The organism is Chitinivibrionales bacterium, from assembly GCA_035516255.1.
Taxonomy (GTDB): Bacteria; Fibrobacterota; Chitinivibrionia; order Chitinivibrionales; family FEN-1185; genus FEN-1185.
The window spans coordinates 15,864-31,607 of sequence record DATJAL010000017.1 but is presented as its reverse complement, the minus strand read 5'-3'; the positions used below and the strand labels follow the sequence as shown (position 1 = coordinate 31,607).

Below are 15,744 nucleotides of genomic sequence, written 5' to 3'. Positions count from 1 at the left end.
TTATATCATGAAGGGCGGAAGACAGCAACGAGTGGGACAACGGTCGGATTTCAGCGGTCGGCAAGCTGCGGGCGGCATTATTTTCGCAGCGCCTCGACTATGCTGATGCCGGGCCCTCGCTTGAGGAACAGTTCCCGGCAGCGGCCGAATTCCGTGTCGCGCAGCATGGCCATGAGTCCCTTCGAGGACAGCACCGCGCCGGCGCAGCTGTTGTACAGTTCCAAAAGAACCAGGGCCTCGTTTACTTTTGCAAATCCCCGGAGCTTTTTTGTGGAGAACTGGTCGGCGATGAACAACCTGCCGCCGGCGGCGAGCGCCGCGCCGGCTTTCTTGAGGAGAAAACGGATTTTGTCTTCCGGATAGATGCGCAGCACGTTAAAGAGCAGCGCAACGTCATACCCGGCGCCGAGGTCGTCTTCGAAGAAATCGCCAGCGACAAACCTGATCCGGTTTTGCATGCCGTGTTCGCCGATGGTCTTTTCCGCAAGAGAGCGCGCCTGTTTCCAGTCGAAGACCGTCGCGGAAAGCGAGGGGTGGCGCCGGCAGAACATCACGCTGTAGAGACCGTGGCCCCCGCCGATGTCGATAAGGCGTTTTGCACCCGTCGGCACCGCCGCGGCGGAAACAATTTCGCCGGCCAGCAGCCGCGCAACGCCGTGCATGCCGGCGTGATAACGCTCCCACGCCCCGGCGCGGCCGTTGAGCCAGCCGTCGCACGCCTGCGCCGGCCCCCCGGCGCGTATCGATTTGTCAAGATAGGTCCAGCGGTCGGCCGCGTCCTCGAAATACCCGGCCATTCCCGCGATGCCGGAAGCCGACCCCGCAAGCATCCACCGGCGCGCCATGGCGGTGATCGCGTAACGTGACGCGCCCGAGCCCCGCAGGTAGCCGAGGCCGACAAGCGCCGAAGCCAGCAGCGCCATGCCGCGCCTGTCGGCGCGAGTCTTTTCGCAGAGCGCGGCAAGGGACAGGGCGCCGTTCGCATTAAGCGCCTCGAAAACACCGAGCTTGAGCGCCGCGGCGACCGCCTTGAATGCGAGCGGCGCCAGCATGTCGATAAAGGGGCCTGGTCCCCAGTTGCGCTCAAGAAAAATCTGCCGTTCCAGGAAGTTGAGCTTAAAGGGCATGTGGCGATCCTTCAGCGTATGTCGAGCGTGACTTCAAAATAGGTGGCAAAGCAAAGGAAATCAATACTTCGTTTATATTAGACGGCCGAAGAACCGTTTTTCTTACAATGCGGGACTCTGCGCTCCTACTTGACACAGCAAAGCGGTGCTAATATATTTTATAGTATAGAAGAGAAATTTTTAATGGAGGCCCCAATGAAAGCCCTGACCGCAGTTGCCGCCGCGCTTCTGGCGTGCGCGCTTGTCGTTTCCTGCAGTTCTCCCGGCACCACGAATAATACGACACCCCCGCCGCCGGGCGGCTCCCAGTTTACCGTTGCGGCAAGCATCGACGGTACGCCGTATTCGGCGGCGGCGACCATGACCATTGCGACTATTTCCTCGATGTACTTTGTGGATGTTAAAAGCGCGACGGGAAGCCAAAGTCTGGAGCTTCTTTTCAGGTTCCCGACAAATTCGGCATTTCCAAAGAACCTCAACCAATCCACTGGTTTTACCGCCACCTATAACGATGGAGCAGCGTCCTATAGCGACTCGGCGGGGACCGCGACCGTCACGGTCAACTCTTTTTCCTATTCCTATGCCGACACCGCCTTTTCCGCCGATTTCACGTTCAAGGCAAAGGGCGGCACCAGCACGCTCACGGTCAAGAATTTCACCGCCGGGACCGTGCGGCATAATTAATAATATTTTGATAAAATAAATTGGGCGTTCCCCTCGCCTTCGTCAAGCCTCAGGCTCGGGTCGGCCCTCCTTCCGGTCTCGCCTACGGCTCGGGCTGCCACGGCCCCCGAATGCCTTCGGCGTGGGCCGGGCAGCACTGCGCTCTAGCGCAGCCTCCAGTCCTGCCTAACGCGCGGCAGACGAATTCCCATCAATCAATAACATTTTCTTGCGCCAATCGGTATTCACAAGAATTCAATCAACGGCATCAACTTTTTACTGAGTCAACTGTCGTCACAAGGGTGCGCCCAGCAGAAGGTTTGGGCTTGCAGCTACATTTACCTGGCTGCACCCAGGAGGGGGTAGCGAAGGACCGGGCGTGCTTTACGGGTACGAAATGATTGAATAAAAATTGGAGCACGACCGGGCCGCAGCGAGGGGGAGACCTCCCCCACCAGATTATTTTTTTTATTTCTTCTTTGTCGGCAGTACATTCCCCTTCTCATCATAATACTTCGATTCCCCGGTCTCCTTGTCGTCCTTGAACTCGAGCCGCGCCATGAGCCGGCCGCTGGAATAGTAATACTTGGCCGCACCGTTGCGCTTGTCATTCAGGTAATTCACCTCGGCCTTCAGAACGCCGTTTTCGTAATATTGCCGCGTGGTGCCGTTGAGTTTGCCGTTTTCGTATTCGTAAACCACCTGGAGCTTACCGCCGGGGTAATATCCCTTGATGATCTGTTTCTTGTCCTCGGTTTTGGCGCGCACCTCAACCGTGCCGCTCGGATAATACCCGCGGAAGACCTGGGCGTGGGCGGAAAATTGAAGGTAAATGAGAGGTGTGACAAGGAGGATCGTGCGGCGGGCGATGCGGCAGGTATTCAAACCGTTCGTCATAATAAAAACACGTCCCGGCTTTTCAATCGCCATCGGTAAATTATTTTAACAACAGAGCATCTTTACCTTGTGATATACAAATATAATTGACAATTCCGATTTCCATCACCCATGAACAGATATTTTGTTTACTTCGCCTTGATCACAATTTTTATTGCCCCGCCTGCAACTTTAACGGCGCAGCCCGCCGACTCCACCGCCGTGTATCTTTTTCCCGGCGAAAAACCCGTGACGCATCTGGCAATCTGGAAAACCAGACAGGGTGACAGCAGCGCCTGGAGCAACCCCGGGTACGACGATTCCCGCTGGGGCCTCGGCATCGCGGGGAGTTTGTGGCCGCGCGAAGGCGCGCCGGGCAAAGGGATCGTGTGGTACCGCCAGACCCTGTTTATTCCCGAGCCGCTTGATACGCTGCAGGCCCTTGCGATATACCAGCGCGCCGTGGTGTGCGCAAGCGAGCTTTACTGGGACGGCGCTCTCCTGAGCCGCAACGGCAAGGTCGGCGCGACCATGCGCGATGAAATGCCCGGCCGGTCAGCGCAGTTCACGGTGGTGCCGCCGCACCTCGCCTTGCCGGGAAGGCATGTGGTGGCGTTGCGCGTGTCCAACGCGCATACCTTTTCTGGGCTCATGGAAACACCGCTGCAGATAGGATATTTTCCACTGCTTTCGGGCCGGCTGCATGTCACCGAGGCGCTGCTGCTTCTGTGCGCCGGCATATTTTTCATTACCGCGGTTTTCCATGCGGCCGTGCTGCGGGGCCGCACCAAGGGGCTCCCCTACGCGATCTTCAGCGTCCTGTGCCTGTCGAGCGCCGTGTACCTGCTCATCGACACGGCGGTGCATTATTTTCCGTTTGGCCTGCGGCATTATTATGCCGTAGCGCTTGTCAACGACATCCCCTGGTTCTGTATGATGACGCTTCTGCCCGTGTTCTTTCTATTCGAGTTCGCCATGCCGCGCCGGCGGACGGTTTCCGGCGCAATCGCAGCTGCCGCGCTCGGGGTGATCGTTCCGCCCCGACTCATCATGTTCGGGCTGCTGCCGGTTTCATGGCTCGGCGCTTTCGTCGTTCTCAACCAGTTCTATATGTACGCTGCGGCGCTTTTCTCGACCGCGGTTTCGCTGGCGAACATCGTCCGGAAGAAAAGCGGAAGCCTCCTGGCGCTTGCCGGCTGCGCGCTCCTTTTTGCCGGGATTTTCATTTCGTTTCAGAAGCGGGTCGAATACGCGTGGGCGCTCGGTTTTTGCGGGCTCATCGTCCTGCTCACGGTTTCGCTGTCGCGCCAGATGGCCGAGCAGAACCGCAAGCGCCAGGAAAGCGAGCTCAAAAGCGCGCGGCTCGAGCTGGAGCTGCTCAAGAAGCACATCCAGCCGCATTTCCTGCTCAACTCGCTCAATTCCATCATCGCCTGGCTCGAGGAAAATCCGGCCACGGCCACGCGGCTGGTCAACGCGCTCGCCGAGGAGCTGCGGCTGGTCCTCGACTTTTCAAAAGAGAAACTCGTCCCGATTGCCGACGAGTTCCGGCTGTGCCGGCTGCACCTGGAGGTGATGGGACTGCGCCGCGACAAACAGTACACGCTCGCCGCCGCCGAGGTTCCGCGCGAAGAGAAAATTCCGCCGCTCGTCTTTCACACCCTTGTGGAGAACGGGCTCACGCACGGCTGCGCCGGAAAAAACGGCGGCGCCTTCGTGTTCAGGCGCGAAACGCTACCCCATGGGTTGCGCTATTCCCTGTTCAACGACTGGTCCGCCGGCGGCAGCGCGTCAAAAACAAACCGCGCGGACGGCACCGGTCTCCGTTATGTCAAGATGCGCCTCGAAGAGGCGTTTCCCGGCGCATGGAACCTTCGCAGCGGTCCGGCGCAGGGCGGGTGGGAGGTTTCCATCGAATTATTATCGACAGACAAGAAAAGATAACCACCGCAATATGGAAAAGACCTATGGTTTATAGTTGAAAGTCGGAGTTAAAAGCGTTTTATTCTTTCTGTGACTTTCAACCTTCAACTTCCAACTCCGTGTTTTTATCATCATGCAGAAGGAACTATTCTATGAACATCCTCATTGTCGAAGACGAGGCGCTTGCGGCGCGGCGGCTGAAGCGCATGGTGGAGGAGCTGCTGCCGGGGCCCGCCACATCGGTCGCGGTGCAAGGCTCGCTTGCCGAAGCGGAACATTACCTTGCCCAAAACCCGGTCAACCTCGTGTTCCTCGACCTCAACCTTAACGGTGAAAGCGGGTTCGACCTGCTCAAGCGGCTCACCGCGGGCGCGTTCCACACCATAATCGTTTCGGCCAGCACCGACCAGGCCGTGACCGCGTTCGACTACGGCGTGCTCGACTTCGTGCCGAAGCCGTTTGACAGGGAGCGGCTCAAGAAGGCGCTCGACCGTCTCGGCGCGGCCCGGTCGCTCCACCCGTCGGGGCTGAAATACCTTTCCGTCAAAAGCCTCGGCGCGGTGCGTCTCGTTCCGCTCGCTTCGGTGCGGTTTTTCAAGGGCGCCGATGATTACGTGGAGATCCACTGTGCCGGCGGATCGGTGGAACTGTACGGTAAGTCCCTTGACTCGCTCATGCAGCTCCTGCCGCCGCACTACTGCCGCACGCACAAGTCGTATATCGCCGACCTTAAAGGCGCAAAGCGCATCCTTGTCCACGGCGGCGGCAAATACGAGCTCGAGCTGCAGGACGGCATCGTGATTCCGGTCAGCAGGACGCAATATCAAATTATACTTGACAAAATAAACAAGTAAAGCCGGGGCGTTCCCCTCGCCGAAGGCGACTTCGGACGGCCCGGCAACGAGGCTGAATAGCCGAGCCCGGAAGGAGAACCGCCGCCGGGCTTCGCGGCGGGGCGCCCGGATTTAATCTTTCCTTTTACAAAGGACAAAACGGTTCACGGGCGCTTCAATTGTCGGGCGCCAAAAAAATTTGAAATACTTTTTAGTGTCCCGCGCGTGCATGTACTAATTTTTGCTTGCGTTTTTTAAGCCTTCTCGGCCTCGGCGGCCGCACCGAAGGCACGGCATCGGCCGGAGTTTGCAGCATGCTTCAGGGAAAATCGCGATTCTTCACGCGCCGCAGAACAACGGGGGAGGTTCAGCAGAAGGCCGCGGCCCAGTCGCGCGGGCTCATCGAGGCCTGCCGCTGCCCGGAGGCAGACGCGTTCAAACTCGCCAGGTCCTCGCCTACCGGACTTTCCAAAAGCGAAACGGCGCAACGGCTGGCCTCCTTCGGCCGCAACGTGCCGGTTGAATCGCGGCGCACCACCCTGCTTTCAGACCTGCTCGACCGCGCGAAAGACCCGCTGGTGATCCAGTTGCTCGTGATCTGCGGCGTGTCGTTCGCCATGGGCGATTTGCGCGCCGCAGCCATGGTGGGCGGGATGCTGCTGCTCAGCGTGGCGCTCTCGTCGTTCCAGGAGCGCAGGTCGGTCAAGGCCGCCGAAGACCTTAAAAAAATGGTGCAAAGCAGCGCCCTGGTGCTCCGCGACGGCCAGGAGGCCGAAATCGACCTCGCCGACGTGGTCCCCGGCGACCTCGTGGTCCTGGCGGCCGGCTCCATCGTGCCCGCCGACCTCCGCATCGTTTCGACAAAAGACTTCTTTGTCAACCAATCGGCCATGACCGGCGAGTCCATGCCCGTTGAAAAATTTTCCGCGGCTCCCGAAACGGCGGCCGAAGACCCGCTCTCGCTGCCCAACGCGGCGTTCCAGGGAAGCACCGTGGTGAGCGGAACGGCGCGCGGCATCGCGATCGCGACCGGCTGTGCCACCTATCTCGGGTCGATCTCCCGCGACATCGGCCAGGCAAAGGTGACCACCGGATTCGACAAGGGAATCAAGTCGTTCGTGTGGCTCATGGTGCGGTTCATGCTCGTCATGGTTTCGCTCGTGTTCCTCATCGTGGGCATCACCAAGCACAACTGGGTCGAGGCCCTCCTTTTCGGGCTCTCGGTGGCCGTGGGCCTCACCCCCGAGATGCTGCCCATGATCATCACCGTGTGCCTGTCGAAGGGCGCGCTGTCGATGTCGAAGAAAAAAGTGATTGTCAAGCAGCTCAAGGCCATCCAGAACTTCGGCGCCATGAGCATCCTCTGCACCGACAAGACCGGCACGCTCACGCAGGACCGGATCGTGCTCGAGCGCTACGTGGACGTCTCGAACCGGCCCAACGAGGACGTGCTGCGCTACGCATACATGAACAGCTATTACCAGACCGGCCTGCGCAACCTGCTCGACAAGGCGATCCTCACGCACGAGGACCTCGACGTGGAGCGCTCCTGCCGCAAGGTGGACGAACTGCCGTTTGATTTCGAGCGCAAGCGCATGTCGGTGGTGATCGAGCACGACGGGACCAATGTTCTTATCTGTAAAGGTGCGGTCGAGAGCATCAACGAGGTCGCCGAGAAATACCAGATCGACGACGACATCTACCCGCTCATCGACATGGTGCGCAACGACATTCTCGACGAATACCGGCGGCTCAGCAGCGAGGGCTACCGCGTGCTCGCGGTGGCGTACCGCGAATTCCCCAGGGAAAAGGAGGCGTTCTCCGCCGCCGACGAGCGCGGGCTCATCATCCTCGGGTACCTCGCGTTCTTCGACCCGCCCAAGGACACGGCCGCCCAGGCGCTTGTTGCGCTGCGCGACGCGGGCGTGAAGGTGAAGGTGCTCACCGGCGACAACGAGCTGGTGACCAAGAGCGTGTGCGCCAACGTGGGGCTCGACCACGGCGACGTCGTGCTGGGCAGCCAGCTCTCCGGCATGGACGACGAGAAATTCGCCAAAACCGTCAAGGAGGCCGACGTGTTTGCGCGGCTGTCGCCGCTGCAGAAGGAGGCCATCATCAACGCGCTGCGGAGCCAGGGCGCCACCGTGGGCTTTCTGGGCGACGGCATCAACGACGCGCCCGCGCTCAAGGCCGCCGACGTGGGCATCTCGGTGGACACCGCGGTGGACGTGGCCAAGGAATCGGCGGACATCATCCTGCTCGAGCGAAGCCTGCTCGTGCTCAAGGAGGGGATCATCGAGGGCAGGCGCGTGTTTGCCAACGTGGTCAAATACATCAAGATGGGCGCGAGCTCGAATTTCGGCAACATGTTCAGCGTGCTCGGCGGCAGCTACTTTCTGCCCTTTTTGCCCATGGCGCCGGTGCAGGTGCTGCTCAACAACCTGCTCTACGACATCTCGCAGACCAGCATCCCCACCGACAACGTGGACCCTTCCTATCTGTCAAAGCCGCAGAACTGGGACATCGGCTTCATCCGCCGGTTCATGATCTTCCTCGGCCCCATCAGCTCGATTTTCGACTACGCGACGTTCTTTCTCATGCTCATCGCGTTCAACTGCTGGAACTTCTCGCACACCGACGTTCCGGCGATGAAAACATTCTACGAGAACCTGTTCCACACCGGTTGGTTCGTGGAATCGCTGTTCACCCAGACCATGATCGTGTACGTGCTGCGCACCAACGGCATCCCGTTCATCACCAGCAGGCCGAGCGCCGGCGTGTTCCTCACCACCATCGCGGTCCTGTGCATCGCCGCCTATCTTCCCTATTCGCCGTTCGCCTCCACGCTCGGGTTCGCGCCGCTGCCCGGGCTCTACTGGCTCTGGATGCTCGCGTTCGTGGCATGCTACGCCGTGCTGGCGCAACTCGTAAAAACCTGGTTCGTCAAACGATTTGGAGCGTGACCTATGAAAAGCCTGCTTACCGCCATCGACGAGGGCCGCCTCGTTGAGCTGCCCGATGCAAACAAAGAAAAGGCGCTGGAGTTCCTCGCCCTGCTCATCGAGGCCATTCCCGGCATCGCCGCCAAAAACGACATTGTCCTGGAAGTCAAGGTGCGCGAGCGCACCGGCAACACCGGCATAGGCAAGGGCGTGGCCTGCCCGCACGCGCGGCGCGAGGGCGAGGGCGACCTGCTGTGCGCCATCGGGTGGTCGCCGCAGGGCATCGACTACGGCTCGATCGACGGCCAGAAGGTGCACCTCGTGATCATGTACTACATCCCCGATTCGCAGCGCAACTACTACCTCAAGGAGATTTCCGGTCTGGCACGGGCCATCGAGACCGCGGGCGGCATCACCACGATCAACAACGCCACCGACATCCACGCGGTGCGCGACCAGCTGCTCGACTGGATCAGCTACGTGCTCGATTCGGCCGTGCCCGAGTCCCGCGCGCGGATGATCAAACTGCAGGAGAAGGAGGCGGCCGGCGAGGTGCGCGGCAAGGCTTCCGTCTCCATCATCCCGTTTTCGGTGATCCTGGTCGAGGCGCAGAAGCCCCTCGTGCTCTCGCCCGATGCGTCGTTTCTGCGCGTCATGGAATCGCAGGCGGGGCTTTCCGACCTCATGAAAAAAAACGAACCGTTCGAGGTCGGCGGCTACCAGGTGATCGTTCGCACGTCGTCAAGCTTCGCGCTCAACAGGTTTCTTCATGAGTGCCTGGCGATTAAGATTGGCGGGAATAATTGATTTTGAAGTGAATTGCCTATTGCAAATAATAAAAAATCTGGTCCTTCCGCGTCTTCGTCGCGGCGGCCCTCACTCCGGTCCCGGCTACGCCTCGGGCTGCCCGAGCCCGCTAATCTTTATTCTGTTGAGACAGGAGCGCTCTAGTGATGGAAAAATTCTCGCATCATGTGCCTCGCTGCCTTCTGAAGGCATCTTTATTGTCAATCAATACAAATGATTCTTCCCCCTCCGATTCGAACCAGGGGCGATGTCTAAACAACCAACGCGATCAATTCATTCTGACCATCATCTGATTTTTTTTCCCCGGGGCGAATAGTAATACTCGTTCGTTAATTTTCTCCCATGGCATACGGTTTGCAACGATCTTTTGTGATAATAAATCATAAGGAGGTCCCATGCAATCCGGAAAAATTCTAGTTTTTCTCGTTTTATCATCGGTTCTGGGAATCGCCGCGCCTGCTGCGGCGCAGGAACCGGGTGTCTCGGTGCGGATAACGTTTGGCGCGCTCAACGACTACGGAGAATGGATCGACATGCCCGGCTTGGGAAGGGTCTGGCGGCCCGATGCCGGGCCGGGGTGGCGGCCTTTCATGCATGGTCATTGGGTGTACACTACGGAAGGCTGGTTTTGGGACGCTGACGAACCGTTCGGGTGGATCGTATGCCATTACGGCTACTGGTACGACGACGCTGCCGAGGGCTGGGTGTGGGTACCTGGATACGATTGGTCGCCCGCGTGCGTTGATTGGTTCGTGACTGACGACGAAATCGGCTGGGTGCCCCGGTTTCCGCCCGGCTACAAAAGAGGGTTCAAGCGCGAGCAATGGACGTTTTGCGCCACTGAAAATTTCACCGCGGCCGACGTCTTGGGGCATGTTGAAATGCGGTTGCGGCCGCGGACCGATCAAGTGCGGGGCAATTTTTACCACGGCGCTCCCGGGATCAGCCTTGTGCAGCGGTCGGTGGGCGCGCCCATAGCCATCGTCACCCCGCAGCGTGTGCGCGTCATGCAGGGCCCTCACGCCCTTTACAAAGTGCAAGTCTCGTCCGCTCCACGGTCCCAAGGGGCATGGCCCTACCTGGGGCCCCAGTTCAAACGTCCCGAGGCGCACGCCGAACAGGTCCGGCCACGCGCCGAAAACGAGGAACGACCGCGGCCCGAAGATCAGGCGGTGCGGCCACAGCGGTCCGAAGACGGTTATCAGCCCCAAAACCAAAAACGCGAGCACGAGCGCCGGGAAGAGCGTTAGGAATCGGGATCATTTGCGCTTGAACAGGAACTCCCGTATCCCGTTCATGCAGAGAAACGAATCGATCTGCACGAGCGGCCGCATTTCCTGCTCGATGTCCCTGTTCGAACGGAAAATCCAGGGCAGGCGGCATGATCGGTCCTGTTTGAGCCTTACGTCGAACCCGCGCACCCGCTCAAAATACTGGGAAAATGGCTGCAGGGCGGACGATCCGGCCGCGATCACGGTGAGAAGACCGCCGGGAGTAAGAAGCGACTGGCATTTCCGCACCACCTGAACAAGCGCGGCGCTCTCGAGGTGGTCGGGAAGGTCCCACAGATGGATGCCGTCGAAAAGGGCCGGACCAAATTCCATTTCAGAAAGGATTCGCGATGGATTCACCGCTGCGCCGGCGTCAAGACCGGCGCGGCGCGCAAGGTCTAAAACGAAAACGCGGCCTGCCATGGTGAGAAAGAAATCGATATTGGTTCCCGACACCGGTCCGGTGTCAAGGACCGTTGTATTGCCGCGTTTTTCAAGAAACGCCCCGTACCGCTCGAGCATCCGGGAATGAAAAACATCGGGCGAATCCGCGAAAGCGCCCCTTGCGCCGCCTCGAAGCGCAGGCTGCTCCATGCGCCTATCCGATGACCTGCTTCTGGACCACTTCGGGTTTTTTCGCTTTCTGGGCCTGCAGGTCGTGCGGAGGGACCCCGGGTTCAGGGGGCTTTGCCGGGGTCGGGCCCGCGGGCTTTGCCTTTTCCTCTTTTTCAAGCTCGATGGACGCCTTGATGTACGCGCCGTCTTCGATGACGATGCGTCTGGCCTTCACCTGCCCGGTAAAGTCCGCATTCGCGGTGATGTGCACCTGGTTGCGCGCGACGATTGCGCCCGCCATCTTCCCGCCCACGAGCACGTTCTCGGCAATAACGTCGGCTTCGATCCTGCCTTTGGCGCCCACCGTAAGCCGGTGCGATTTGACCTCAATGCTTCCTTTCAACGTCCCGTCGATGACGATGTCCTCATCGGCGCGGATGGTGCCCTCTATGGAAATGTTTTCCCCGATGTTCGTAGCCTCTGCAGGCGCCTGCCGAGCATCGGGACCCTGCGTCGGGTTTTCACGTGCGGCCATTGGTACCTCCACGTTTGATAAGATTGAACCGCGATCGCCTGTGGGCATGGCATTGCCGGGCGCCTGCCCGGACGCTCCGTTCCACAAGCTGCGCAGTTGTTTCATTAACGATCTGAAAAAATCCATTATGAATTTCATGGTATTCTTCGCATACCGTTTTCAATGACTGATCTGGTGCTAATACGATAAGAAAGATAAGAGCAAATAATGCGCCCGGCCGGTTTCCGGCCCTGAGAAGGAAATCTTCTTCGATCCTATGGCTGGATTTTCAAAATTGAAAACGATACTTCAAATGTGATAAAAAAGAAGCGAAGAAATCATGTGGACTGGATTTATCAATATGGATTGATTGACCTTTTAATCCGCCATGAAACCAAGAGTTCTTTTACATTCAAAATCGAAAGGGAAAAATCACTGTTTGACAATATACGGGACCACCCTTGCATCAATCGCCCGTACGATCTTCCCGCTGAGGAGATACCCGTTTTTGATGCGTTTATTCGAAGACCAAAGCCATTGCAGAGCATTCGCGATTTTGACAAAAAGGGAATTCAACCTGCTTTTGATTGCGGCGGTTTTTTTTGAACGATGGTGATCGGCGAAACGATTTCCACGGGCGCGGGATTTTGTCCTCCGACAAGCTCCTTCAGCTCTTTCTTTTCGCTTTCCGTAAGGTGTATATACCCGGCGTTTTGCAGGCTGTCTTTCAGGTCTTTAAAAAGGCCGGACGCCAGCTGGTTTGTGTCCGTCCGTTCAGCCGGAACGTCCTCCTCACTTTTGATCTCGGTGTCCTCCTGCCGGACAGACCTTCTATTTCCCCAAACACCCATCCATACCAGAAGGCCGACGGTGAGCGCGATCATGAACTTCATGAACAGCGCGTCTGGGTCCTGACGTTTAAATGGATTCAGCAGGATTATATTGGTTTTTTGTTTTTTTTGGCAAGGTCCGGCTTCCTTATGAAGAGAAGAGAGCAACAGAGGCACAGAGAAACAGAGAAAATAAAAAACACCTCAAAGTTGGAAGTTGAATGTGTCTTGTCTGTATTATTGCTTTCAACATTCAACCTTTAACTTCCAACTCTATTCTATTTTTATTATCCTGCAGATACGCGCGCCCGCGCCCGCATTTGGGAGCCGCAGGACCCGCGTTGCAGGGGTCACGGTGCAATCATAAACCAAGACCCTTCTTCCGGACAGATCAAACAATTCAACGCGGTATATTCCTTCGTTTTCCGGATTTACATTCAGGAAAGAAACCGCGCCCTTTGCGAAAAAGACCATACGGCCGGCACCGGTGTATTGAACGGCGGGGTTCCTTTCCCGCACCGGCGCGGCCGCCGGCAAGCTCATGTCTTTTATAAGAAAATAATTAAGATCCGGCGAACCGGATACCACGCTGAGCCGCACGGTGTGAAGCGCGTCGGACCCAAAGGAGCATGTTCCGGCGTCTACCGCGCTCCACGCGCCGCCCGTTGACGGTAGGGAAACAGCGGCGAGCGGCGCGCCGTCCACGCTGAACCGCACCGACGACGCAGCGGCAGAGGCGTATTCGATCGTGAATTTCGTGGCTGCGGGCAGGGGCAGCTCCCGCCACTGCAGCCACAGACCCGCCTGCGTTCCGGTCACCTGCCAACCGCCGTTTGCGTCGTTGCACCGGACAATGTTCAGGTTGCCGCTCCGGTACAGGCCGCTGCCGGCGCCGGCAGCGCCGGAAAACGAATCGCACGCCTCGGCCTCTATTTTATGCGTGCCGGCAAACGCCCTTGCCGTAAAGCGCCTCGTGATGTTGAGCCGCTGGTTTGGATAATCGTAATACACCGTGTCGTTGCTCCGCCACCACGCGCATGCCTCTTCCTCGTCGGTGAAGCCCTCCCCGAGCGTGAACCGCGCGCCGGCACGGACCGTTGCGGTGAGGTTGTTGACAAGGAGGTTGCCGTGGTTCGGGTCCATGAAAACATTCGAGCCCGAATACTGGAAGCCGGGACACAGGGCGCCCACCTTGGTTCCAAAAAAATTGTACAACGTGAACGAATTGACCGGCGCGGCAAACCAGTTCTGCACCGCATCAATGACCGCAGAGTCGTTGCACGACGGGTCCTGGCTCACCCAGGACCCGTCGGCCACCAGGTACGGATTGAACCCGAACGCGGCCTGGCATTGTTTCCTTATGTAAAGCACGATCGCCTTGATATGTCCGTTGCCCTGGTTGGTGCAGAACGGCGGATTGACGCTCCAAAATATGATCACCATCCGGTTTTTTATCTTGTAGCGCTTTTCGTCCGGGATGTTCTGGATCGCCACCTTGAGGTCGTAGTCCCAGATGTACTTGTAGTTGGCAGTGTCGCCGCAGTCGAACGGAGGATTGTACCCGTACCCGAAGCCCAGGTCGAGGTTCCTGTTGGCGGCCCACGATGCCGCGTTGTCGTCGAAGATCGCGATCTTGAACGTGTTGTCGAGCGGCCGGTGGTCCATCGCCGCGCACAACAGCGGCAGTTTTCTCGGATCGCCCGCGTCGGTGTTCGGATGGTTGGGGCTGTACCCGCGCGTCACGGGCGCGATGTAGTCAACGCCGCTGTACGAAATCTCCTCCGCCATCTCGTTCCACCAGTCCGAGTCCTGGCCCGTGGGCCTAAACAGGCTGTGGTTGTAGGTCCCGCCCGTGCTCGTGCGCGCCGAGCTGTTGAAGCCGAAGGTGATGCCGAGGTCCTGGGCGGAGAGATCAAATGCAATTAAGAAGGCAAGGATGATGAAAATGACAAGCGGCAATTTGATTTTTTTCATGGATAATCTTTTATGAGATAATTGCAGTTGTTATCATGTTTATGGTGTTACCCTAGCGGACGGCTTTTAAAACCTTTACCACCTCGGCATCTTTTGCTCCCCTCGCCTTGAAGAAATAAATCCCCGCAGGAACCGGCGTATTCTTGCTGTCCGTTCCATCCCAAATAGCGGTGCCAGCCATCATCATATCGAGTGACTTAACAAGCGTTCCGCTTGCGGAGAAAACGCCGATTGTCAATGGCTTGTCCGCGGCGATCCGGAAATATCCCGTCCTATGGTCATAAGTGACCTTTACATTTTCATTCACGATGCCGCGCGATTTCAAGACAGGAATGATAACCGGATTGCCGTTGTTCGTCCCGAATGCCGACATCTCCACGGCGGAAAACGTCGAGCCGCGCGCCGTTGGCCCCACCCAGAGCACGTCGGTGCGGCCGCTCACGTCGCCGCCGCGGTAAAGGCCCTGCTTTATGTAAATCGATCCCGAGAACGCCTGGCCCGTTGCATCGAGCACCTGCGTGAACGCGGTCTGGCCCTCGTCCCTTCGCCAGACGGTCAGGCGCCCGGTTCCCCAGTTCACCGTGAACACGAAGTCGGTCCATTTTCCCTTGATGATGTTTCCGCCGTCTGAAAACCGCGCGCTTATGCCGCCGAACCAGTATTTCTGCGCCGCGGGGTCGGCGTCGTAGCCGCGGCCGGCCGCGAGCCCCTGCCATCCGTAAAACTGCCACACGAACGACCATGAATTGCTGTTGCCCCTGATGAACGTCCCGTCCCAGGTTGACGGAAAGTAATAGCTCGTCGCGTAATACACCGTGCCGCTCGCCGATGTCTCGTTGATCTGTTTGCCCGTTGAATCCTGCAGAAACGCCATTTCGGCGCGCTCCGTGCCTTCGCCAAGGTCAAGCGGATCGTCGCCGGGCTGGACCTCGATACGCGCGGCTGCCTTGCCGTGCCATGTCGTAAACCCATCGGCGCGATACCGGCATGAGTCCATGACCTGCGCGCCGTACCAGCCGCCGGTCGCGGGAATCTGGCCCCAGTCGATTTGACTCGAGACACCTGCGGCAGGGGCGACCGGCGGCAGATGGTACTGCTCGTGGTCGCCGGCTGCGACTGCCGGGCATTGCGGCGTTGGGTCGGGGACCGCGGCGGGTGACGGAGTGGTAAATACTATTACGATTAACAAAAGTAATACAGAATGGATATTGTTTTGCATGAACCGCAAAGGTTTCATTTTTATATTCCTTCAATCGGTGTCGCATCCGTTGTGCCAGCCCTTTTGTGAATATAAGGTTTCCTGCCGTTTTTGTCAACAGCCGCCGGCCATCGGGAGAGCCAAGCGTGCAAAGCCGGTTTTCACCTGTCACCTGATTATCCTTTATGAAGATATTTCTATTTTTTCCTTCGGGTAAATTTTATTATATTA

The 15,744-nt window shown here is 58.3% G+C and carries 13 protein-coding genes; 6 read left to right on the top strand and 7 right to left on the bottom strand.

The window, feature by feature from the left end:
• Nucleotides 1-77 precede the first annotated feature (77 nt).
• Nucleotides 78-1,127 (bottom strand): methyltransferase, encoded by a 1,050-nt coding sequence (locus VLX68_05955; GenBank protein ID HUI91776.1) that lies wholly within the window; start codon nucleotides 1,125-1,127, stop codon nucleotides 78-80.
• 195 nt (nucleotides 1,128-1,322) lie between these two features.
• Between VLX68_05955 and VLX68_05950 the strand changes: the two genes are divergently transcribed.
• Nucleotides 1,323-1,811, top strand: coding sequence for a hypothetical protein (locus VLX68_05950; GenBank protein ID HUI91775.1), 489 nt, complete (start codon nucleotides 1,323-1,325; stop codon nucleotides 1,809-1,811).
• Between the two features lie 447 nt (nucleotides 1,812-2,258).
• On the opposite strand, the gene VLX68_05945 is transcribed toward VLX68_05950, so the two are convergent.
• On the bottom strand, nucleotides 2,259-2,687 hold the full coding sequence (locus tag VLX68_05945) for a hypothetical protein (GenBank protein ID HUI91774.1): 429 nt from the start codon (nucleotides 2,685-2,687) through the stop codon (nucleotides 2,259-2,261).
• Between the two features lie 111 nt (nucleotides 2,688-2,798).
• On the opposite strand from VLX68_05945, the gene VLX68_05940 reads away from it, so the two are divergent.
• The 5 genes from VLX68_05940 (at nucleotide 2,799) to VLX68_05920 (ending at nucleotide 10,421) form a co-directional block, all read left to right on the top strand.
• Complete coding sequence (locus tag VLX68_05940; protein HUI91773.1) at nucleotides 2,799-4,610, top strand: histidine kinase; 1,812 nt, start codon at nucleotides 2,799-2,801, stop codon at nucleotides 4,608-4,610.
• A gap of 131 nt (nucleotides 4,611-4,741) precedes the next feature.
• Nucleotides 4,742-5,443, top strand: a complete 702-nt coding sequence (locus VLX68_05935) for a LytTR family DNA-binding domain-containing protein (protein ID HUI91772.1) — start codon at nucleotides 4,742-4,744, stop codon at nucleotides 5,441-5,443.
• Nucleotides 5,444-5,667: 224 nt separating this feature from the next.
• Nucleotides 5,668-8,385 (top strand): magnesium-translocating P-type ATPase, encoded by a 2,718-nt coding sequence (gene mgtA, locus VLX68_05930; protein HUI91771.1) that lies wholly within the window; start codon nucleotides 5,668-5,670, stop codon nucleotides 8,383-8,385.
• Nucleotides 8,386-8,388: 3 nt separating this feature from the next.
• Nucleotides 8,389-9,171, top strand: a complete 783-nt coding sequence (locus VLX68_05925) for a PTS sugar transporter subunit IIA (GenBank protein HUI91770.1) — start codon at nucleotides 8,389-8,391, stop codon at nucleotides 9,169-9,171.
• 395 nt (nucleotides 9,172-9,566) lie between these two features.
• Nucleotides 9,567-10,421 carry a DUF6600 domain-containing protein gene (locus VLX68_05920; protein HUI91769.1) on the top strand — a complete coding sequence of 285 codons (855 nt, stop codon included), beginning with the start codon at nucleotides 9,567-9,569 and terminating at the stop codon, nucleotides 10,419-10,421.
• A 9-nt stretch (nucleotides 10,422-10,430) separates the two neighbouring features.
• Here VLX68_05920 and VLX68_05915 read toward each other — a convergent pair whose 3' ends face one another.
• The 5 genes from VLX68_05915 to VLX68_05895 all read right to left on the bottom strand — a co-directional run bounded on the left by VLX68_05915 (nucleotide 10,431) and on the right by VLX68_05895 (nucleotide 15,552).
• Entirely contained in the window at nucleotides 10,431-11,036 is a 606-nt protein-coding gene (locus VLX68_05915) for a class I SAM-dependent methyltransferase (protein ID HUI91768.1), read from the bottom strand.
• A 4-nt stretch (nucleotides 11,037-11,040) separates the two neighbouring features.
• Nucleotides 11,041-11,532: a polymer-forming cytoskeletal protein gene (locus tag VLX68_05910; GenBank protein ID HUI91767.1), complete on the bottom strand. Its 492-nt coding sequence runs from the start codon at nucleotides 11,530-11,532 to the stop codon at nucleotides 11,041-11,043.
• Nucleotides 11,533-12,083: 551 nt separating this feature from the next.
• Nucleotides 12,084-12,404 (bottom strand): hypothetical protein, encoded by a 321-nt coding sequence (locus tag VLX68_05905; GenBank protein ID HUI91766.1) that lies wholly within the window; start codon nucleotides 12,402-12,404, stop codon nucleotides 12,084-12,086.
• 210 nt (nucleotides 12,405-12,614) lie between these two features.
• Nucleotides 12,615-14,315, bottom strand: a complete 1,701-nt coding sequence (locus tag VLX68_05900) for a DUF5010 domain-containing protein (protein HUI91765.1) — start codon at nucleotides 14,313-14,315, stop codon at nucleotides 12,615-12,617.
• A 52-nt stretch (nucleotides 14,316-14,367) separates the two neighbouring features.
• Nucleotides 14,368-15,552, bottom strand: a complete 1,185-nt coding sequence (locus VLX68_05895) for a heparin lyase I family protein (protein HUI91764.1) — start codon at nucleotides 15,550-15,552, stop codon at nucleotides 14,368-14,370.
• Nucleotides 15,553-15,744 lie beyond the last annotated feature (192 nt).